This window comes from Herbaspirillum sp. NPDC101396 (assembly GCF_044767365.1).
In the GTDB taxonomy this organism is placed as follows: Bacteria; Pseudomonadota; Gammaproteobacteria; order Burkholderiales; family Burkholderiaceae_D; genus Herbaspirillum.
This window is the reverse complement of record NZ_JBIWNT010000001.1, coordinates 538,942-557,571: the sequence shown is the minus strand read 5'-3', so window position 1 is coordinate 557,571 and position 18,630 is coordinate 538,942. Positions and strand designations below refer to the sequence as shown.

The window sequence follows — 18,630 nt, the reverse complement described above, 5'->3', positions numbered from 1 at the left end:
CCTATGCATTTTTTTTGACGACGAGCACGGTGGCGTCGTCGCGACCGCGCAAAAAATCGCGGTAAATCACGCCTGCAATCACCGCCGGATGGCGCGCAAACAAACCGGGATAGCCGGCGATGTCCCATTGCGTGGTGATGCCGTCCGAACACATGATGAAGACCGCTTCCTGCGGCCATGGTGCTGCGAATTCCTGCACCTTGCGCATGTTGTGCCCGACGATGCCGTTGTGCGAGACCATTTGCTTGCGCGACTCCGGTCCCATCACGGCGGCCGCAATGTTGCCGATGCCGCCGAATACGAGTTCCTCGCTGCCCAAGGCGTGGCGCGCTACGGCGATCGCGGCGCCGCGTGTGGGTCGCAAGGCCTTGTGGATGTGTTCCATGGCGACCGCCGGGGCCAGTCCGGGGCGGGACTTGAGCTCCTGGACTGCCGTGCCCGATGCACGCGCCGCTTCAGGCCCGTGCCCCAGGCCATCGGCCACCATCATGGAAACACCGGTGTCGTCGATTTCCACAGCCCAGGCGTCGCCGCACTCGTCCTCGCCTGCGATCGGGATGCAAATGGCGGCATGTTCGACCGGCCGCAGCGGTGCAGCCTGGGCCTCCACATGGTCAATCACCGCATAGAAGGCGCTGCCCTTGCCCGGCGCAGAATAGACGTCGAACGTGCGCGACAGTCGTCGGATGGCGCCCAGTCCCGTACCCTGCGTGCCGCTGGTGGAGACGCCGTCGGCCAGGCTTTCACCGAGGTTGGCGATGCCCTTGCCGCGGTCCAGCGCCAGCACTTCGATCGACTGCCGGGCCCCATCGGACACCGGCGTGACCAGCATCAGTCCGTCGCCGGCATGCTTGAGAATATTGGTTGCCGCCTCGGTGACGATGATCGCCAGACGGCCGGCCTGCACTTCGCCGAAGCCAAGCGACGAACTCAGCAGCGCCGCATAGCGGCGCGCCGAGGAGATATCGCTGGAATGGGCAATCGTGAAGGCTTGCTGCCCATTGCTCAGCATCGCTTCCACTTGATCAGAATCACAGCTGTGCCTTTCCCCGGTTGTGTACATATTTCAAAATCATCGACCAGCCGGCGTGCACCGCCCAGTCCAAGTCCCAGGCCGCCGCCGCTGGTGTAGCCGTCGGTCATGGCGCGCTCCATGTCGACGATGCCGGGGCCGTCGTCGACGAAGGTCAGGCATATGCCCACTTTTGCGCCAGTGACCAGGTTTTGCAGGCGCACTTCACCGCCGCCGCCGTACTTCAGCGTGTTGCGCGCAATTTCGCTGGCGGCGGTGATCAGCTTGGTCTGATCGACCAGGCCGAACTGCAGTTCGATGGCGCGCTCGCGCACCACTTTCCTGAGCATGACGACGTGCTCGTCCGAATGCAGCGGCAAACTCTGCGATTGCTGGACCGCCGCTCCGCCGACGGGGAGCAGGCTGGGGGCAAATTCAAATGCCGGCACCGCATAGCCGCTCATCTGCGCATGCTCTTTTCCAGCAACGCCACGCCCTTCTCAACGTTGAGTGCCGTTTTGACGCCGGTCAGCGTCAGGCCGAGTTCGACCAGCGTAATGGCGACCGCCGGCTGCATGCCGACCACCACCGTGCTGGCGTCAAGCACGCGCGCCATTGCCGCAGTGTTGCTGATCATGCGGCCGATGAAGGAATCCACCAGATCCAGCGCGGAAATGTCGATCAGGACGCCCTTGGCCTCGTCCTTGACGATGCGGTCGGTCAAGTCGTCCTGCAAGGTCATGGCAAGCCGGTCGTGCATGTCCACCTGGATGGTGACCAGCAGCAGGTTGCCCATGCGAAGAATGGGAATGCGCTCCATGCCTGGCTTACCCCTTGTTGTCCACTGTGATTTTGGCGCCGGTGCGTTCCAGCGCAATGAGGAAGGCGTCGGCCAGCGTCGCCTTGGTGATCACATCCTCCAGGTTGACGCCGAGGTGGACGATGGTCTGCGCGATCTGCGGACGAATGCCGCTGATGATGCAGTCCGCACCCATCAGGCGCGCCGCCGCAATGGTCTTGAGCAGATGCTGGGCGACCAGCGTGTCCACGGTGGGCACGCCGGTAATGTCGATGATGGCGATGGCGGCGCCGGTCTCGATGATCTTTTGCAGCAGGTTTTCCATCACCACCTGCGTGCGCGCGCTGTCGAGCGTCCCGATCAGCGGCAGCGCCAGGATGTTTTGCCACAGCTTGACCACGGGCGTGGATAACTCCAGCAGTTCCTGTTGCTGGCGCGCGATGATGCGGTCGCGGCTCTCCTGGAACACCTGGACGGTGTACAGGCCGAGCTGTTCAAGCAAGCCAGTGATGGACCAAGTGGTGCTGGCCAGCACCTCCGGCTGTTTTTCCAGTTCGCTGCGCAGGAACGGGAATAGCGCCTGCTTGAGCGAAAACACGAAGATCGCCGTTTCGCTGGGCGTGGCGCCCTGGCGGGCGCGATTCTGCGACACTTCGGCCAGCAACTGGCGCACTTCATCCCATTCGCGCCCTTCGATGTTGTCCAGCTGGCCGCGCTGGGCGGCGCTGCCGAGCAGACTCAGCAACTGTGCGCATTGCTTGCGCGTGGTGTCGCCGGCGCCGGAATCGAAGGTCATTGCCTTCGACTTCAGTTGCTCGAACCAGCTCTGAAGGATCGGTTCGTGGAATTTTTGTATCAACGTTGCCAATTGTGCGGCGTCATTGTTGGTCGGCATGCTGTTCCTTGGGGTCTTGTATGAAATTGAAAAGAGTCAATGGGATTGCCGGGTGCTTTAGCTGCACGCGTGCCTATGGCGTCCGCAAAGGGGCGTGAATGTGTTCGTCCGGAGGATCTGAATTTGGCAGAAAGGTCCCGGTCGCGCCGGCGTGGAGCCGCGCGGAAACCATGCTTCGATAGTGATGTGCATCCCCTTCCCCTGTACGGATTGCCCGCATTTTTGTACCCTGTGGCACTATTTTTCGACGGAGTTTTCCTTGCGCAAGTAATTGCAAAGCGCAAGCAGCGAGTATCCTCATCGCCGCAGGATTTGAGGAGGTGGCCGAACACCGATTTTCTTGTAGGACAAACGGAAGTCTTCCTATGCGCCGCGCATTGCCACGGCGGACAAGGTATCGCCGAAGCCGCCCCGCGCGTGGCTGGCGATGCGGCTGCTGGTGGTCACGCGCGGGGCGGCGCTCCAGGCGATGCGGGCGCCGCAGGCCAGCAGCGCCTGCACCAGCGCCACGTCCTCGCCGCAGGTGAGCGCCGCAAAGCCGCCGGCGAGCCGGTATGCCGCCGCCGACACGCCCAGGTTGGCGCCGTGGATATGGCGATGCTCATCCTGGTCGAAATAGGTCGACTGGAAGTGCTTGCGCAGGAATTGGGCGCGCTCGCCATGCGCCGACCAGTCGTCCACCGCGACGGTGCCGCAGACAGCATCGGCTGCGTCCTGTACCGACAGGGCGAGCTGGGTCGCCAGCCAGGCCGGTGCAACCACGCTGTCGGCGTCGGTAAATGCCAGCCAGCGCGCGCCCGCCTCCAGCAATGCAGCGGCGCCCGCTGCCCGTGCCAGGCCGACATTGCGTGAGTCGATGCTGAGGAAATCGATGTCCAGCCCCTGCGCGATGCCGCTGGAGCCGTCGCTGCAGGCATCCAGCACCGCCAGGACGCGCACCTCTTCGGCAGGCAAACCCGGATGCGCAATCGCCAACTGCACCGACGCCAGGCAGGCGCGCAGATAATCTTCTTCGTTGTGCACGGGAATCACGACGCCGATCATGTCAATTCCTCCAGGGTCGCCACCGAGCGCGGCTCCCGGCTCCAGGCGTCGAGCAGGAAATCGGCGTCCTCGTAATGCCCACAGCGGTGCAATCCGTCCAGTGCGTCGAAAAGCGCATGCACGGCCGCCGCACTGTGCACGCGCTGCGCGAAGTCGTGTTTCCAGTGGCAGGCCACCAGCACGCCGTCGGCCGCCAGCGAAGCATTGGCCAACGCAGGCAAGGTGTTCAGGGCGTCGGGGGCGAGGTAATAGCCGAATTCGCTCAGGATGATCAGGTCGAACGCCGGCCCCAGCTGCTCCGGCCACTCCTCGGGCACCGCCATGCGGACAAAGCGGGCGTCACAGGTCGCACCGCGGCTGCCGGCGCCGGCTTGCTGCCACCGTTCTTGCGCGATTTCCACCGCCGTGGCCGAAAAATCGCTGCACAGGAGCCGGTCGCAACGCCGCCCCAGCTCGAGCGAGAGTTCGCCGCTCCCGCAGGCCGGCTCGAACGCGTGGCGGAAGCGCAAGCGCGGCAGCACGGCCGTGACCAGGCCGCGCTTGCGCTGCTCGTACCAGTTGCCGGCGATGCGCCAGGGATCGTCGCTCCTTTCATAGAGCGCGTCGAAATAATCTTGTGAAGAGGCGCGCATGGCGTGCTGTCCGTTCAGACGAAGTAAATTTCGAAGTCCCGATGGAAATGCGCCAGCACCTCGGGCGGCAGGATCGCGGCGTTGCCGGTCGAATGATCCGGCTCAAGCTGGCTGCGATAGCATTCCAGCGCCGCCTTCTTGCGGGCCCGCATGTCCGGGCCAAGCATCAGTTTGCGTGCGCGCTGCCAGGGAATTTCGTGATGCTCGGGAGTGCGCCAATGCCACATCCAGATCGGGATTTCGATCAGCCGGCAACCGATGGCGCGCGCGGCGTCCCGGCTGGCCAGGCCAACTGCTTCATGGTCCGGATGACCGTCGCGATGCCAGCTGGCGAAGACGGTGTCGCCGCGCTGCAGATAGGCGCCGAGCAAGTCCTGCAATTTGCGCTGATGTTCTCCCACCCTGCTGTCGGGCAGCTGCGCGCGCATGATGGTGATATTGGAAACGCCCAGCGCGGTCAGGGCTTCACTGGTTTCGGCCGGGCGTACATGCGACAGCAAGTCGCTGCTGAACGCCGACTCGTTGCTGTGGCTGTGCTCGCCGTCGGACACCGCGATCAGCAGGATCTCATGCCCGCTGCCCGCCAGGTGCATCAACAGGCCGGCGCAGCCGAGCACCTCGTCGTCAGGATGGGGCGCAACGATAACGGCGCGCGAATCGGGCGATACCAGGGTTTCGGGATGGACTTGCGGCACCTTGGCCAGTTGCGGGTCGTCGCGCCAACGCGCTTCATCGGTGGCGGGAAGATCGGTCTCGCCGCGTGTTTCTTCTGTCAGAGTCGCCATTCTTCTTCTCCCGCGTTCTCGTGTTCGGCCTGTTGCAGCGTCGATTGCGCCAGCGCCGCCAGGTCGCGTTCTGCGTGGCTCTGGCGCAGGAACACCGGCAAGTCCGCCATCATGCGGGCGACCCAGGGGTCGCGGCACAGCGGCGCAGCGCCCAGCGCGCGTCCCACCGCCTGCATGACCTCGACGGCGGCCTGCTCGGTCGCCAGCCGCACCCGCATGGCCAGCCGATAGCCGTCCGCGCTCGGCGCCGCATCGATGGCTTCTGCTGCGGCGCGCAGTCCTGCCGCCGATGCGCTCAGCGCCACGTCGGCACGCCCTAGATGGGCCAACGCATGGGCATCGTCGCGGCCGGCCAGCTGGTGCCGCAGATAACTTGCCAGTTGCGCGGCTGCACCGTGCCAGCATGCCGCGACGCCGGCCCCGCCCTGCCAGAAACCGGGCCGGTCGGTATAGAAATCAGCGCCGCCGACGGCCGTGCCGCGGGCATTGTCAAAATGCACGTTGACACTCATGGTCTCGGCCATGCCGACGGCGTTCCAGCCTTCGTCGGTCACCGTCACGCCCGGCTGATCCAGGTCGACCGCCGCCAGGCAAGGATGGCCGTCGGGATTCCAGCCGCTGACGATGGCATGGCTGAGTGCATTGGCGCCGGAGCACCACGCTTTGACGCCGTCGACGATGACGCGTCCCGGATCTTCGGCAGAGGCGACGTGGATGTCGAGCCGCGCCTTGGGCGGTTCGGCGCACCACACGCCCCAGACACTGAGCGGCGGTGCGATGTCGGCGTCGGCCTCGGCAAGGATGGCGAGCGCATCGGTGTGGGCTTCGTACAATTTGACCAGACTCAGGTCATAAGCCGCCACTGCCGCCAGCGTGCGCCAACGCTGCAGCGTCTGTCCCGAGCCCGGCAGGCTAAGGCGATCCAGCCCGGCGTCGACCATCTCGCACAGCAGTTGCCCGGCATCAGGCCGCTCCGGCAACGCCGCGAGAAAGCGACGGATGCCGTCGACGCTATCTTTAGCGGACGTATTCATCAGACCACCGGCGGATCGGTTTCACGATCCAGTTCGCGCGGCCCGCCGAGGGCCTGGATAAATTGCGCCAGCCCTTCATCGAGCTGATCGAGGGCCACGTCGATCAGCGAAAAGTCGGGGTCGCCGGTTGGCAGCACCGCCGGCAATCCGGCTCGGTCGAGCAGATCGGCACCGCCGTCGATCACGAGAATCGGCTTGCAATGGCGATACTGGTCCTTTACGAATTCGATTGCCAGGCCGTTTTCACACAGGCTGATAGTAGAGGCTTCACCCGGCGCAACGATCAGTGCGTCGTACAGCGCCGAGGGCGCCGCTTCGATGGTGACGTCCGCTTGCCAGCCGCTTGCGGCTTTGCCGTCCGCACCCTTGATTGCGCCGAGCTTTGATCCCAGCACCCGGGGTACTGCGCCTTGTTGCAACAACACATCGCAGATTTTGGAAAGAGCCTCGACGTCAACGCCGTCCGACGCAAGAATGGCGATGCGGCGCGTACGGATGCTGCCGTCGCCCGGATAGGCAGTCAGCGACAGGGCCGGTGACGGCGCATAAACAGGTTTGACCACCGGCCCCACATCGGGTGCAGGGTCCGGCACGCTGAAGCCGAGGCCTTCGGCCACGCTTTCGGCCAGCAGATCGTCGACATTGGCCAGCAGCGACACCACGCGCTGTCGGATCGCCGGCGTCTGCACACGGGTCAGCTCAAAGCGAAAAGCCTTGATGATGTGGCGTTGCTCGGCGGCGGACTGGCTGCTCCAGAACAACTTGGCCTGGGCGTAATGTTCGGCGAATTTCTCGGGCTTCGCACGCACCTTGTCGCCCTCCACCGGCTGCGGAAAGCTGGTGAAACCGGCGGCACCGGCCTGGAAGGGACAGCCGCCGCCCAGCGAATTGGGCTCGTACGAGACGCGGCCGCGGTGCACCGCCTGGCGATGCATGCCGTCGCGCTGGTTGTTGTGCACCGGCGCCAGCGGCGCATTGATCGGCAGCTCGTGGAAGTTGACACCCCCGAGCCGGCTGATCTGGGTATCCAGATAGGAATGGATGCGTCCTTGCAGCAAGGGATCGTTGCTGAAGTCGATGCCCGGCACGATATGCGCGGTGCAGAACGCAATCTGTTCGGTCTCTGCGAAGAAATTGTCGGGATTGCGGTTGAGCACCATCTTGCCCACCGGCGTCAGCGGCACCAGTTCTTCCGGCACCAGCTTGGTCGGGTCGAGCACGTCGAAATCGAAACCCTCGGCCTGCTCTTCCGAAAAAACCTGAAGGCTCAGTTCCCACTCCGGCGCATGACCGGATTCGATCGCTTCCCACAGATCGCGGCGATGGAAATCAGGATCGGCGCCGCCGATCTTGACCGCTTCATCCCAGGCCAGAGCATGCGTACCGGCCACCGGGGTCCAATGGAATTTGCAGAACACCGACTCACCGGCGGCGTTGACCAGGCGGAAGGTGTGCACGCCGAACCCCTGCATCATGCGATAGCTGCGTGGAATCGCACGGTCCGACATCTGCCACAGCAGCATGTGGGTCGACTCCGGCATCAGCGAGACGAAGTCCCAGAAGGTATCGTGCGCGCTGGAGGCCTGCGGCATGCCGAAATGCGGTTCCGGTTTGAGCGCATGGACCAGGTCCGGGAATTTCATCGCATCCTGGATGAAGAATACCGGGATGTTGTTGCCCACCAGATCCCAGTTGCCTTCGTCGGTGTAGAACTTGACGGCGAAGCCGCGCACATCGCGCACGGTGTCGGCCGAACCGGCGCCACCGGCCACCGTCGAGAAGCGCGTAAATACCGGCGTGCGCTTGCCATCGCCGGAGAACGGCGCGGCACGGGTCAATGCGCTGAGGTCCTTGTAGCATTCGAAATAACCATGCGCGCCCGAACCGCGCGCATGCACCACGCGCTCGGGAATGCGCTCATGGTCGAAATGGGTGATCTTTTCGCGCAGGATGAAATCTTCCAGTGCGGTCGGTCCGCGTACGCCTGCTTTCAGGGAGTTCTGGTTGTCGGCGATGGCGACGCCCTGGTTGGTGGTCAGGGCCTGTGCGCCGGAGTCGACACGCACGCGATCCAGGTTGCCGCCGACCGCATTGTGACTGGGGACCGCAGCGCCACCCGTCTTGTCCGAAATGACGGCTTCGCTGATGGTCCCGGCAGTGGCCTGCGGCGAGCCGGGTGCAGCGATGGTGCCGGCGTCGGGAATATGCGGTGTGTCGTCGCCGGGACGAAGGAATTCGTCCGGCTTGGAGGCGTTATGCGTGATGGCGGCAGCCAGATCGGCGCCGCCGACGACCTTTTTCAGCAAGTCCGCCGGTAAGACTTTTTTGCCGCTGTTGGAACTGACCACCGCCGCGCCCGACATGGTGCCGAGCACGGACCCTGCGGCTTCATTAACGCCGTTACCTGATTTTTTTACTGCCATGATGAAAACCTCTTTATGTATGCACTCGAAAAACAGCGCATGCACACCGTGAAGACGCGCTACTACGCTAGCCAAGGACGAGCCTAGCGACAAAGCGATGCGGGCGACATAAGCGGACGCCCTGTTCGGGCGTCAGATTTTTTGAAGACGGCGGAGGGAAATACGGAAGCGGATGCAGGAAGGAGATGAAGGGCGGAACTGCATGCGGGAAGCGCGCCCCGCTTCAGAACCGCTTCAGAACCGCTTCAGAACCGCTTCAGAACAATACGCCTTGGCGTTCGTCGGCGAGAGCATTGCGGGGAGATGGCTTTGCGGCTTTCTTGCGCGCAGGACGCGGGATGTCCACCGGCGCCTTCTGGTCTTGCAGCCAGCGCGCCAGCATGTCGATGACGTGCTGGGTCTGCAGCGTCGTCAACGCCTGGCCCATGCCGATGCCATGCCACTTTTCCAGGCAGAAGCGGCAGCAGGTCGCGGTCGCATGCTGCGCCACGAACACCGGATGACCGCGAAACGGCGTCTGCTTGCCGTCCTTGTCGGGATGCGCAGGCGCGAGACGCGTCGCAACGAAACTCTCGGCATGCTGCAATACTTCTTCCAGACCGTGCTCCTGCAGATAACGGTACTCCGGCGGCTTCAGCGCAAAGCGCATGCGGAAGGCGGAATGCTGCAGGCGGTCGACAATCAGGTCTTGTGGAAACATGGCGTCCGGTGGGAGTGGCGACACTTTGATCATATCCCCTGCCGAAGCCTGGCGCAGTAGGACTGCGCTGATTGGCTTGTGGGACTTCGCCTCCTCGCTCAGTCTTCAGGTCCAGGCCCGCCACGGGGCCTGATTGTCGTCATCGGCTACAGAGTCTCTCTGTCAGGTCCGACAACATCCTCCCACGCCCGAATCGGAGGATGCCACATAGGCATGGCCACGCTGAAGGCCTACCATGGTTGCTCATTCCCGGATATCGGCGCGGCGCAGGCCCCTCCTCCTTGCGTGGCGTCCTCCGGGGATGATCGTTCGGCGTCGTTTTCGGCTTTCCTGACGCCGGGCGGTGACAGCTTCAATGAGCCTTTCCATTTTTGAAAAAGGAAACATGATGACTACACAATCCAATCAGAATCGCGGCGGTAACCAAGATCAGCACGTCCGGGCGGGCGAGCAAAGTCACAAGAACAACGGACATCAGCAACAGCCATCACCGCGCAGCGGTTCGCACAACCAGCAGATGCATGCAGGTCAAGGTCAGCAAGGCCACAAGAATGCAAGCGGGTCGAATTCGGGTAGCTCAGCTTCCGGTTCCGGCACGCGCGGCGGCTCCAGCGAGGAACATGCCGCCTCCGGCCGCCAAAGCCATAGGAACACCTAGGCGCAGTCCTGCGCTGCCTGTTCGACGTTCTTAGGTTTTATTCTTAGGTCCTATCCCATGCGGGGATAAGCAAGAAGCCGCCCTTCAGGGGCGGCTTTCTTATTGCGGTTTGTATTTTTCCTGCCTTCTTACCACTGCTTTTGAGAGTTTTCTTATAGTTTGCAGGACGCCCTCCCCCTACACTGCCTGCAGTCGTTCGCTTCGCTTCGTCTCATCTTTTCGCTTCGTCGTCCGGCGCACATGCGCCTTCCACTTATCCATCTTCATCAGGTCGCGTCCTCACGGACTGCGCTCGGGAGTTCGCTCATGCCGATTTTTCCACGCCGATGGCTGTTGCCGCTGCTGTGTCTCATCAATACCATCGCTTGTGCGGGCGAAACTCCGCCATCTTCGGAGCGCTTTGCCGCCCGTGCGGTCAGCAGCCTGTCCAGCGGCATCCGCTACAAGTTCGGCGGCACCGATCCCGACAGTGGCCTCGACTGCAGCGCCTTCATCGCGCTTCTGTACAGGGACGCCGGCGGCGGCGAGCTGCCGCGCACCGCCCGTGAAATCAGCGAAGTCGGCGCCGCCGTCGATGTCGCCGCCCTGCAGCCGGGCGACCTGGTGTTCTTTCGCAATGCGCAGCGTGGCATCGCGCATGTCGGCATCTACGTCGGCGACGAAAACTTCGTGCATGCCTCGCGCAAGCATGGCGTGATCTACCAATCCCGGCTCAACGAGCCTTACTGGAAGAGCCGCTTCAAGGGAGCGCGACGCTTGCCGCAATCCTGATCCTGATTCCACGTGTCGCGATCCAAATAAAAAAGCCGCTCCGAGGAGCGGCTTTCAGTTCGTCCCTGCCAAAGCAGGAACAATAAGGTACGGCTGTTTTTATCGCTTATAACTTGTTTGCAACTGCTTGTTTCTTGTTGCTTATTGCTTGGCAACCGAAGCCGGCAGATGACGGCCGTGGAATTTCACGTAGATCTGGTCCAGCTTGCCACTGCGCATGTTGGTCAGGACCCAGTTATTGATCCATTCCTTCAGGCGCGGCTGGTTCTGGTTGAAGGCGATGCCCAGGTCAAAGTCCTTTTGCGCGAATTTCAGTTCCAGGTTCTTGCCTGGTGCACGTTTGATCATTTCACCCAGGTTCGATGGGGTGCTGGAGAAGATTTCGACCTGGCCGGTCACCATCGAGGTGATCAGCGTGGCGTCGTCTTCATAGCGCACGATTTCAGCGCCCTTGGCTTGCGCCGTGGTCAGCGTGTCGTTGACGGTAGCGCGGGTCAGACCGATGCGCTTGCCGTTGAGATCGTTGTAATCCTTGATCTGGATGTTCTTCGGACCGCCGACGATGATGGTGATGACGGCGTAAGGCACGGAGAAGTCAACCACCTTGGCGCGCTCAGGCGTGATCGACAAGTCGGCGATGACGACGTCGGCGCGGTTGGCTTGCAATGTCGGGATGCGCGCGGCGTTGGTAACCGGCACGATTTCCAGCTTGACGCCCAGGTCCTTGGCGAATTGTTCGGCTGTTTCGACGTCGGAACCGGCTGGTTGCAGGTTGGCGTCGGCGAAGCTGAACAGCGGCGTGCCCATGGCAATCGCCACGCGCACCTTGCCGGCCTTCTTGATGTCGTCGAGCTGATCGGCCATGGCGACGTGGGCCAGGCCCGCGGTCAGCAGTGCAGCGATGCAGGTACGGGCGAAGATGTGATTCAGTTTCATGCAGGTCTCCTTGGTTTGATTGTGTTGCAATGAAAAGCTACGTAGGAATTACAGGCCGTTGTTCAGGAAGGCATGCAATTCCGGTGTCTTGGGGTTGTCCAGCATCTCGCCCGGGCCGACTTCCCATACGGTGCCCTGATGCATGTAGATGATGCGGTCGGCCACGCGCTTGGCGAAGGCCATTTCGTGCGTGACCAGTAGCATGGTCATGCCGCCGGCGGCGAGGTCTTCCATCACGCGCAGCACTTCGCCGGTCAGTTGCGGGTCGAGCGCCGAGGTGACTTCGTCGAACAGCATGACCTTGGGCGACATCGCCAGCGAGCGGGCAATCGCCACGCGCTGTTGCTGGCCGCCCGACAGTTGCTCGGGATAGGCATCGGCCTTGTTGCCCAGGCCGACCTGCTCCAGCGCCGCCATGGACACGGTCAAAGCTTGCGCCTTGGGCTGCTGCTTGACGTGGCGCAGGGCCAGCATGATGTTTTCCTGCACCGTGAGGTGCGGGAACAGGTTGTAGCTCTGGAACACGATGCCGACTTCCTGGCGCAGCTTGTGCAGGTCGATGGCCGGGTCGTCGACGCGCATGCCGCAGACTTCGATGGTGCCGGAATCGATCTTCTCGAGGCGGTCGATACAGCGCAGCGCGGTGCTCTTGCCGGAGCCGCTGGCGCCGATGATGGCGATCATCTCGCCCTTTTGCACCTCGAAGGAAACGCCCTTCAGTACCTGGTTGGAGCCGAAGCTCTTGTAAATCTGATCTAGTTTAACGATTGCTGACATTGAGCTTGTTCTCCATCGATTCACTCCAGCGCGAGAGCGGGTAGCACAGTACAAAATAGAACGCCCCTACCAGACTGAAAATCAGGAAAGGCTGAAAAATTGAGTTGTTGATGATCTGACCGGCGCGGGTCAGTTCGATAAAGCCGATTACGGACGCCAGCGAAGTCATCTTGATGACCTGCACCAGGAAACCCACGGTCGGCGGCAGCGACAGGCGGAAGGCCTGCGGAATGATCACCAGGCGCAGCGTCTGCCAGCGCGTCAGCGACAGGCATTCGGCGGCTTCCCATTGCGGACGCGGCATGGCTTCGACGCAACCGCGCCAGATGTCCCCCAGATAGGCGCTGGTGTAGACCATCATCGCCAGACCCGCGGCCACCAAAGCCGGCAAGGCGAAACCGTACACCGACAGGCCGAAATACACGATGAACAGCAGGATCAGCAGTGGAATGCCCTGAATGCACTCGATGTACACCAGTGTCGGCATCCACAGCCAGCGGCGCGGCGAAATGCGCGCCAGCATCACGCCGAACCCGCCGATGCTGCCGAGGATGAAGGCCAGGCCGGAGAGCACCAGCGTCCACCAGATCGACTGCACCAGATAGAAGAAATGTCCCCAGGAGAAACTGCCGATCATGATGCGCTCCCGTTGGTGGTGTTAGTCGTGTTCGTAGCTGTAGCGGCTGCAGTCGCGACACCCGGCTTGAACGGCGGAATCGCAGGCGGACGGCGGCGAGCGGCTTCCAGCGCGGCGCGGCGGATGATGCGGCGGCGCTTGAACAGGTACTCGCCGAAGCCCCATGCCAGCAGCTTGACCAGGATCGACAGCGCCAGGTACATGAAGGCGACGACGATATAGGTTTCCAGCGAGCGGAAAGTGTCGGATTGCACGGTGTTGGCGATCGCGGTCAGTTCTTCGGCCGAGATCTGCGAAGCCATGGCGGAGGCTTGCATCATCAGCAGGAACTGGCTGGTCAGCGCCGGATAGACGCGCTCGATCGACGGTTGCAGCATCACGTGCCACGCGATGCGCCAGCGCGACAGGCCGAGGCATTCGGCTGCTTCGATCTGGCCCTTTGGCACCGATTCCAGGCCGGCGCGGATGATTTCAGCGGCATAGGCGGCGATGTTGATGATCATCGCGAGCACCGCAGCGGCAAACGTCGGCATGTGGATGCCGAGGCTGGCCAGGCCGAAGTACAGCAAGAAAATCTGCACCAGGAAAGGCGTATTGCGGACCGCCTCGATATAGGCGGAACAGGCTTTGGCGATATAAGGATTGCTGCCGCGCTTGAGGAAGGCGATCAGCGTACCGATCGAGACGCCGACCACAATGGCGACCGTCGTCATCTTCAGCGTCAGCCACGCGCCGGTCAGGAAGACCGGCCAGTATGGCGCCAGAGGAGCGAAATTAAGTGAAAAACCCATGCCGATGATGCCCTTTATACGTGGCGTTTAGTTCGGCGATGTAATGACAGTGGAGGACACGAGGAGCCGACCGACAACAAGGCGATCCACCGTGGAACGAAACTAATCGATTTTTCCCTGAGCTTGCGGCGTCATCAGCGAGGTCTGTGCTGCACCCTCTGCGATAGCGTCGCTGCCTGCGGTGTGTGCGTTATTGTTTTTGCTTACTGTCGCTCACCGTCACTACTACCGTCTCCCTTCACCTTGTCAAACGCCGGCGCGTTGCGCTGTCTCCGCCGGGTTGCCGGACAAGGCGGCTGTATTGTTACCAGCCTGTGTTGCTCGTTATTGCTATTGCCGTCATCTCTTGTCGCAACCTGTTCAGGCGCCCGTTTGCACCATGGCTTTCACGGCTGCATTCACTCTATTTCGCGGCGTCCGAACTTCAGGCGGCAGCAAAGATAACATAGATGTACGATAACATACAATCCAGAATGTAGAACCGGGCGCGATAACTTTTTTTGCGTTTTCGCGTTACCTTGCTGCAATCCCGATATCTGTTACTTCGGCTCGAAAGGACCGGTAACCGTGAAGATGCCGCCCTGATAGACCCGCACCGGATCATCGGCCGGCGGCAGCGGCTGCGCCTCGATCTTGGCGCGGAAGATGTCGGACGTGTCACGCGCCTTGAAACCGAGATGCGCGGCGTAGCGGTTATCCCACCAGGTCGATGGATTATCCGACATCCCATATACGACGGTGTGGCCGACATCCGGCGTAAACAGACAGCAGCGCATCAGTTCGGTCAGGTCGTCGTAGCTCAGCCAGCTGGCCAGCGAGCGGCGATCCTTGGGTTCCGGGAACGACCAGCCGATGCGGATGCTGACGGTCTCGATGCCGTAGCGGTCGTAATTGAATTGCGCCATGTCTTCGCCATAGGACTTCGACAGGCCGTAATAACCATCCGGACGGCGCAGGTCGCGCACATCGATGCGCTCATCCTGGCGATAGAAGCCGGTGACATGGTTGGAACTGGCGAACACTACACGCTTGACACCATGGCGGCGCGCCGCTTCATAGACGTGGAACACGCCCTTGATATTGGCTTCCAGGATTTCTTCAAACGGCCGCTCGACCGACACGCCGCCCAGATGGACGATGGCGTCGCAGCCGGCGATCAGGGCATCCATGGCCGCACGGTCGGCCAGGTTGCAGGCCACCACTTCTTCATGCGGCGCGGCATCGTTGCCCAGGGCGGCGCCCAGGTCGGATACCCGCAGCACGTCGGCAAACGCCGCCAATCGCGGGCGCAGTACCTTGCCGAGGCCGCCGGCAGCGCCGGTCAGCAACAGGCGGCCCAGTTTGGGTTGATTCTTGTCTTCTGCTGCCCGTGATGCTTGGTCGGCCATGGTTGTATTCCAATTGATCAGTCTGTGGCGGCGCGCTGCTCCAACGGGTGGAAATGTTGCGCCGCGTGATACGTTGTCTTATAACGAAAGCAAGGATTATCGACTTCGCCTCGTTTCCTTGTCAAACGAAGTCGTTGAAAATTCAAAAAATAATTCGTTTCGCAATGCAGCAGAAGATAACCAAGAACAGCATCAAAAAAATCGCACTCTTCAGAAATTACATTAACTATTTTAAATAATAATAGTCGTTTAAATACAATGCATTGAGGAAGATATATAAAGTGAAATAGAATGAATGAATCCGTAATCTCGGACCGCTTCACCGCGATGCACAACGCCTTCCGTTCCTCCTCCGCTCCTGCCCACTGTTCTCAAAAATAGTTGCAAGTAGCCATTGGCAAATTCAGAATTCACATTGTATGATGACTGATAACAAATAATAGTAACGCATCAATAACAACGCCTTCCCGAGACACTTCTTCAGCCAACTTCACGCCATCATGACGCCACAAGAACTTAAAACCATCATGGGCTCCGGCCTGCTTTCGTTTCCCCTGACCGACTTTGACGCCAACGGCGACTTCAATGCGCGCGGCTACGCCGAACGGCTGGAATGGCTGGCTCCCTACGGTGCCAGCGCACTGTTCGCCGCCGGCGGCACCGGTGAGTTCTTCTCGCTGACCGGTCACGAATACCCGACCATCATCAAGACCGCGGTGGACACCTGCCGCGGCAAGGTGCCGATCATCGCCGGCGCCGGCGGCCCGACCCGCTACGCCATCGAATGCGCCCAGGCCGCGGAAAAAGCCGGCGCCCACGGCGTCCTGCTGCTGCCCCACTACCTCACCGAAGCCGGCCAGGATGGCCTGGCTGCACACGTGGAAGCAGTGTGCAAGAGCGTCAAGTTCGGCGTCATCGTCTACAACCGCGGCCAATGCCGCCTGACGCCCGCCACGCTGGCGCGCCTGGCCGAGCGTTGCCCGAACCTGGTCGGCTTCAAGGACGGCATCGGCGACATCGAACTGATGTCCTCGATCTACATGAAGATGGGCGACCGCTTTGCCTACCTCGGCGGCCTGCCGACGGCCGAAGTCTATGCTGCGGCCTACAAGGCGCTGGGCACGCCGGTGTATTCGTCGGCGGTGTTCAACTTCATCCCGAAAACCGCGATGGAGTTCTACCACGCCGTCGCCGCAGACGACCTCGCCACCCAGCATCACCTCCTGCGCGAATTCTTCATGCCCTACCTGGAGATCCGCAACCGCATGCAAGGCTATGCGGTCAGCATCGTCAAGGCCGGCGCCCGCCTGGTCGGCCACGATGCCGGTCCGGTGCGCGCACCGCTGACCGACCTCAACGCCGCGGAATGCGAAGCACTCGGCGCGCTGATCGCCAAGCTGGGTCCGCAATGACAGAACAACAAGCCATGATCAGTCTTACCCAACCACAACTACTCAAGGAGACAAGATGTTCAGGAAATGGATGTATCTGGCCAGCGCCATGGTGTGCTCAATGGTGATCGCCCAAGGCGCAGCGGCTGCCCCAAGCGCCGACGAACAGGCAGTGGCGACAGCGGTTGAAAAGCTGCGCGTGGCAATGACGTCGCAGATCGACCGCGGCGCACTGGATGCGCTGACCGAAGAGCAACTGAGCTACGGCCACTCGAACGGCGTGGTGCAGACCAAGGCTGAATTCATCGGCCAACTGGTCAGCGGCGAATCGACCTTCGTCAAGATTGACCTGACGGCGCAAACCGTCAACGTCCAGGAAAACGTCGCCGTGGTCCGCCACACGCTGACGGCAGCGACCAACGACTCAGGCAAGCCGGGCAACGTGTCGCTGAAGATCCTGATGGTCTGGAAAAAGACCGGCGGCCAATGGCGTCTGCTGGCGCGCCAGGCAGTGCGGTTTGCGGCGCCGACCTGATCCTGGTCTGCAACGCTGACATGCTGAAATGAAAAACCGAAGCTTCGGCTTCGGTTTTTTTATGGGCGTCGCCTGTGTTACAGGCCTTTGACCAGCAACAAATCGATGTCGCTGCCGCTGCGACGCAGCTGCTTCAGCGGCGCATGATCCGGATCGTCGTACCAAGCTTGCACCTGCTCAGCCGAGGCAAACTCGATCACCACCACCGCATCGGGCGTGGGATTCACCGCTTCCAGCACCTGCGGCGCCGATTTGGCGATAACCTTGCCGTCGTACTTCCTGATCAGCAGCGCCATCTTTTCACCATATTCCTTTTGCCAGTCCGTATTGCGCACTGTCAGCGCGCCGATTGCATAGGCAGCCATGCTTGCTCTCCTGTCGAAAAACCGACGTACTTCCCGCCTGCCGGATGGCGGCGAGATCGTCTTGGGGCCATTATCAATAGAAGCCGTGAACCGATAAATGGCATAATTATTCGATCATTCAGAACTTTTAGTTCGGAATACTGCGGAGAAGAGCACAAAATGGGCGATAAAAATGAGCGATAAACTACGCAGCATGGAAGTATTCGTGGCGGCGGCGACGGCAGAGAGCTTTGCCGCCGCGGCGCAACTACTCGATATTTCGGCGGTCATGGTGGGCAAACACGTACGAACGCTTGAGCAGCAACTGGGGGCGAGCTTGCTGGAGCGCACCACCCGCAAACAGGCCCTGACCGAAATCGGCGCGCGCTACCTGGAGTTATGCCGCGATGTGCTGGCCAGCGTGGACAATGCCGACCGCGTGGCGGAGACCTTGCGCGCCGTGCCGCAGGGGGTGCTGCGCGTGAGCGCCCCGGTTTCCTATGGTTTGCAGCGACTGATGCCGGTGATCGGCGAATATGCCGCCATCCATCCGCAGGTTCACATCGATCTGGCGCTCAACAACCGCGTGGTTGACCTCGCGGAAGAAGCCGTCGACGTCGCGGTGCGCTCCGGCCCACTATCCGATGATGGCCTGATCGCGCGGCCGCTGCGACCGGCGCGCATGCTGATCGCGGCCAGCCCGGCCTACCTGGCGCGCCGCGGTACGCCGGGACATCCGGACGATCTCGCTCGCCGCGACTGCCTGATCTTCGGCGCGCTGGAACCCGGCCATACATGGCGCTTCAGCCGCGACGCCGAGACTGTCCACGTGCCGGTGCAAGGCAGCTTCGCCAGCAACAACGGGCAGGCGTTGCTGGCGGCGGCGCTGGCCGGCATGGGCGTACTCGTTCAGACCGATACCCTGCTGGAAGAACACATCGCCGCCGGCCGATTGACAGCCTTGCTGCCCGACTGGCGACTGCCGACCCGGGCACTGCACATCGTGCGCCGGCCGGAAAACCGTCCCAGCGCCAAGGTGCGCAGTTTCGTCGACTTCGTGCTGGAGCGGCTGGGGTGA

General features: G+C 61.8%; 21 protein-coding genes. 5 read left to right on the top strand and 16 right to left on the bottom strand.

Features of this window, described 5'->3' with window-relative positions; genetic code table 11:
• Nucleotide 1 precedes the first annotated feature (1 nt).
• The 10 genes from ACIROY_RS02600 to ACIROY_RS02555 form a co-directional block, all read right to left on the bottom strand.
• On the bottom strand, nucleotides 2-1,012 hold the full coding sequence (locus ACIROY_RS02600; protein ID WP_402339377.1) for a SpoIIE family protein phosphatase: 1,011 nt from the start codon (nucleotides 1,010-1,012) through the stop codon (nucleotides 2-4).
• Nucleotides 1,006-1,476 carry an anti-sigma regulatory factor gene (locus ACIROY_RS02595; protein ID WP_402271506.1) on the bottom strand — a complete coding sequence of 157 codons (471 nt, stop codon included), beginning with the start codon at nucleotides 1,474-1,476 and terminating at the stop codon, nucleotides 1,006-1,008. Before ACIROY_RS02595 ends, ACIROY_RS02600 begins: the two co-directional genes overlap by 7 nt.
• Nucleotides 1,473-1,832: an STAS domain-containing protein gene (locus ACIROY_RS02590; protein WP_402271509.1), complete on the bottom strand. Its 360-nt coding sequence runs from the start codon at nucleotides 1,830-1,832 to the stop codon at nucleotides 1,473-1,475. The genes ACIROY_RS02595 and ACIROY_RS02590 overlap by 4 nt, the downstream gene beginning before the upstream one ends.
• Before the next feature lie 7 nt (nucleotides 1,833-1,839).
• Nucleotides 1,840-2,706: an STAS domain-containing protein gene (locus tag ACIROY_RS02585; RefSeq protein WP_402271512.1), complete on the bottom strand. Its 867-nt coding sequence runs from the start codon at nucleotides 2,704-2,706 to the stop codon at nucleotides 1,840-1,842.
• 363 nt (nucleotides 2,707-3,069) lie between these two features.
• Entirely contained in the window at nucleotides 3,070-3,750 is a 681-nt protein-coding gene (locus ACIROY_RS02580; protein WP_402271515.1) for a glycosyltransferase, read from the bottom strand.
• Nucleotides 3,747-4,382 (bottom strand): methyltransferase domain-containing protein, encoded by a 636-nt coding sequence (locus tag ACIROY_RS02575; protein ID WP_402339374.1) that lies wholly within the window; start codon nucleotides 4,380-4,382, stop codon nucleotides 3,747-3,749. The genes ACIROY_RS02580 and ACIROY_RS02575 overlap by 4 nt, the downstream gene beginning before the upstream one ends.
• 14 nt (nucleotides 4,383-4,396) lie before the next feature.
• On the bottom strand, nucleotides 4,397-5,167 hold the full coding sequence (locus ACIROY_RS02570) for a PIG-L deacetylase family protein (protein WP_402339371.1): 771 nt from the start codon (nucleotides 5,165-5,167) through the stop codon (nucleotides 4,397-4,399).
• Nucleotides 5,155-6,201, bottom strand: a complete 1,047-nt coding sequence (locus ACIROY_RS02565; RefSeq protein WP_402339369.1) for an acyl-CoA dehydrogenase — start codon at nucleotides 6,199-6,201, stop codon at nucleotides 5,155-5,157. Before ACIROY_RS02565 ends, ACIROY_RS02570 begins: the two co-directional genes overlap by 13 nt.
• On the bottom strand, nucleotides 6,201-8,624 hold the full coding sequence (locus ACIROY_RS02560) for a catalase (protein ID WP_402339366.1): 2,424 nt from the start codon (nucleotides 8,622-8,624) through the stop codon (nucleotides 6,201-6,203). Before ACIROY_RS02560 ends, ACIROY_RS02565 begins: the two co-directional genes overlap by 1 nt.
• 256 nt (nucleotides 8,625-8,880) lie before the next feature.
• The gene (locus tag ACIROY_RS02555) at nucleotides 8,881-9,324 is read right to left on the bottom strand and encodes a DUF4186 domain-containing protein (protein ID WP_402339363.1); all 444 of its coding nucleotides are present in this window, start codon (nucleotides 9,322-9,324) and stop codon (nucleotides 8,881-8,883) included.
• 355 nt (nucleotides 9,325-9,679) lie between these two features.
• On the opposite strand from ACIROY_RS02555, the gene ACIROY_RS02550 reads away from it, so the two are divergent.
• A complete protein-coding gene (locus tag ACIROY_RS02550) occupies nucleotides 9,680-9,982 on the top strand; it encodes a hypothetical protein (protein ID WP_402339360.1) in 303 nt (100 codons plus the stop codon).
• Between the two features lie 306 nt (nucleotides 9,983-10,288).
• Nucleotides 10,289-10,753, top strand: a complete 465-nt coding sequence (locus ACIROY_RS02545; protein WP_402271534.1) for a C40 family peptidase — start codon at nucleotides 10,289-10,291, stop codon at nucleotides 10,751-10,753.
• 141 nt (nucleotides 10,754-10,894) lie between these two features.
• Here the strand turns inward: ACIROY_RS02545 and ACIROY_RS02540 are convergent, their stop codons facing one another.
• The 5 genes from ACIROY_RS02540 to ACIROY_RS02520 form a co-directional block, all read right to left on the bottom strand.
• Nucleotides 10,895-11,689, bottom strand: coding sequence for a transporter substrate-binding domain-containing protein (locus tag ACIROY_RS02540; protein ID WP_402271537.1), 795 nt, complete (start codon nucleotides 11,687-11,689; stop codon nucleotides 10,895-10,897).
• Nucleotides 11,690-11,737: 48 nt separating this feature from the next.
• Nucleotides 11,738-12,466 carry an amino acid ABC transporter ATP-binding protein gene (locus tag ACIROY_RS02535; RefSeq protein WP_402271539.1) on the bottom strand — a complete coding sequence of 243 codons (729 nt, stop codon included), beginning with the start codon at nucleotides 12,464-12,466 and terminating at the stop codon, nucleotides 11,738-11,740.
• Nucleotides 12,450-13,103, bottom strand: a complete 654-nt coding sequence (locus ACIROY_RS02530) for an amino acid ABC transporter permease (RefSeq protein WP_116432728.1) — start codon at nucleotides 13,101-13,103, stop codon at nucleotides 12,450-12,452. Before ACIROY_RS02530 ends, ACIROY_RS02535 begins: the two co-directional genes overlap by 17 nt.
• On the bottom strand, nucleotides 13,100-13,894 hold the full coding sequence (locus ACIROY_RS02525) for an amino acid ABC transporter permease (RefSeq protein WP_402271542.1): 795 nt from the start codon (nucleotides 13,892-13,894) through the stop codon (nucleotides 13,100-13,102). Before ACIROY_RS02525 ends, ACIROY_RS02530 begins: the two co-directional genes overlap by 4 nt.
• A gap of 539 nt (nucleotides 13,895-14,433) precedes the next feature.
• On the bottom strand, nucleotides 14,434-15,282 hold the full coding sequence (locus ACIROY_RS02520) for an NAD-dependent epimerase/dehydratase family protein (protein ID WP_402271545.1): 849 nt from the start codon (nucleotides 15,280-15,282) through the stop codon (nucleotides 14,434-14,436).
• A 500-nt stretch (nucleotides 15,283-15,782) separates the two neighbouring features.
• Here ACIROY_RS02520 and kdgD point away from each other — a divergent pair, with 500 nt between their 5' ends.
• Entirely contained in the window at nucleotides 15,783-16,694 is a 912-nt protein-coding gene (kdgD, locus tag ACIROY_RS02515) for a 5-dehydro-4-deoxyglucarate dehydratase (protein WP_265213560.1), read from the top strand.
• Nucleotides 16,695-16,749: 55 nt separating this feature from the next.
• The gene (locus ACIROY_RS02510) at nucleotides 16,750-17,208 is read left to right on the top strand and encodes a nuclear transport factor 2 family protein (protein WP_116432724.1); all 459 of its coding nucleotides are present in this window, start codon (nucleotides 16,750-16,752) and stop codon (nucleotides 17,206-17,208) included.
• 77 nt (nucleotides 17,209-17,285) lie between these two features.
• Here ACIROY_RS02510 and ACIROY_RS02505 read toward each other — a convergent pair whose 3' ends face one another.
• Nucleotides 17,286-17,573 carry a DUF1330 domain-containing protein gene (locus ACIROY_RS02505; RefSeq protein WP_402271548.1) on the bottom strand — a complete coding sequence of 96 codons (288 nt, stop codon included), beginning with the start codon at nucleotides 17,571-17,573 and terminating at the stop codon, nucleotides 17,286-17,288.
• A 172-nt stretch (nucleotides 17,574-17,745) separates the two neighbouring features.
• Between ACIROY_RS02505 and ACIROY_RS02500 the strand changes: the two genes are divergently transcribed.
• Nucleotides 17,746-18,630 carry a LysR substrate-binding domain-containing protein gene (locus tag ACIROY_RS02500; protein ID WP_402339357.1) on the top strand — a complete coding sequence of 295 codons (885 nt, stop codon included), beginning with the start codon at nucleotides 17,746-17,748 and terminating at the stop codon, nucleotides 18,628-18,630.

Excerpts from the sequence above, each read along its gene's own strand:
- ACIROY_RS02575 (WP_402339374.1), bottom strand. The coding sequence starts at position 4,382 with ATGCGCGCCTCTTCACAAGATTATTTCGACGCGCTCTATGAAAGGAGC.
- ACIROY_RS02540 (WP_402271537.1), bottom strand. The coding sequence starts at position 11,689 with ATGAAACTGAATCACATCTTCGCCCGTACCTGCATCGCTGCACTGCTG.
- ACIROY_RS02530 (WP_116432728.1), bottom strand. The coding sequence starts at position 13,103 with ATGATCGGCAGTTTCTCCTGGGGACATTTCTTCTATCTGGTGCAGTCG.
- ACIROY_RS02550 (WP_402339360.1), top strand. The coding sequence starts at position 9,680 with ATGAGCCTTTCCATTTTTGAAAAAGGAAACATGATGACTACACAATCC.
- ACIROY_RS02600 (WP_402339377.1), bottom strand. The coding sequence starts at position 1,012 with ATGCTGAGCAATGGGCAGCAAGCCTTCACGATTGCCCATTCCAGCGAT.
- ACIROY_RS02580 (WP_402271515.1), bottom strand. The coding sequence starts at position 3,750 with ATGATCGGCGTCGTGATTCCCGTGCACAACGAAGAAGATTATCTGCGC.
- ACIROY_RS02505 (WP_402271548.1), bottom strand. The coding sequence starts at position 17,573 with ATGGCTGCCTATGCAATCGGCGCGCTGACAGTGCGCAATACGGACTGG.
- ACIROY_RS02565 (WP_402339369.1), bottom strand. The coding sequence starts at position 6,201 with ATGAATACGTCCGCTAAAGATAGCGTCGACGGCATCCGTCGCTTTCTC.
- ACIROY_RS02590 (WP_402271509.1), bottom strand. The coding sequence starts at position 1,832 with ATGGAGCGCATTCCCATTCTTCGCATGGGCAACCTGCTGCTGGTCACC.
- ACIROY_RS02585 (WP_402271512.1), bottom strand. The coding sequence starts at position 2,706 with ATGCCGACCAACAATGACGCCGCACAATTGGCAACGTTGATACAAAAA.
- ACIROY_RS02535 (WP_402271539.1), bottom strand. The coding sequence starts at position 12,466 with ATGTCAGCAATCGTTAAACTAGATCAGATTTACAAGAGCTTCGGCTCC.
- ACIROY_RS02595 (WP_402271506.1), bottom strand. The coding sequence starts at position 1,476 with ATGAGCGGCTATGCGGTGCCGGCATTTGAATTTGCCCCCAGCCTGCTC.
- ACIROY_RS02555 (WP_402339363.1), bottom strand. The coding sequence starts at position 9,324 with ATGTTTCCACAAGACCTGATTGTCGACCGCCTGCAGCATTCCGCCTTC.
- ACIROY_RS02570 (WP_402339371.1), bottom strand. The coding sequence starts at position 5,167 with ATGGCGACTCTGACAGAAGAAACACGCGGCGAGACCGATCTTCCCGCC.
- kdgD (WP_265213560.1), top strand. The coding sequence starts at position 15,783 with ATGACGCCACAAGAACTTAAAACCATCATGGGCTCCGGCCTGCTTTCG.
- ACIROY_RS02510 (WP_116432724.1), top strand. The coding sequence starts at position 16,750 with ATGTTCAGGAAATGGATGTATCTGGCCAGCGCCATGGTGTGCTCAATG.
- ACIROY_RS02525 (WP_402271542.1), bottom strand. The coding sequence starts at position 13,894 with ATGGGTTTTTCACTTAATTTCGCTCCTCTGGCGCCATACTGGCCGGTC.
- ACIROY_RS02520 (WP_402271545.1), bottom strand. The coding sequence starts at position 15,282 with ATGGCCGACCAAGCATCACGGGCAGCAGAAGACAAGAATCAACCCAAA.
- ACIROY_RS02545 (WP_402271534.1), top strand. The coding sequence starts at position 10,289 with ATGCCGATTTTTCCACGCCGATGGCTGTTGCCGCTGCTGTGTCTCATC.
- ACIROY_RS02560 (WP_402339366.1), bottom strand. The coding sequence starts at position 8,624 with ATGGCAGTAAAAAAATCAGGTAACGGCGTTAATGAAGCCGCAGGGTCC.
- ACIROY_RS02500 (WP_402339357.1), top strand. The coding sequence starts at position 17,746 with ATGAGCGATAAACTACGCAGCATGGAAGTATTCGTGGCGGCGGCGACG.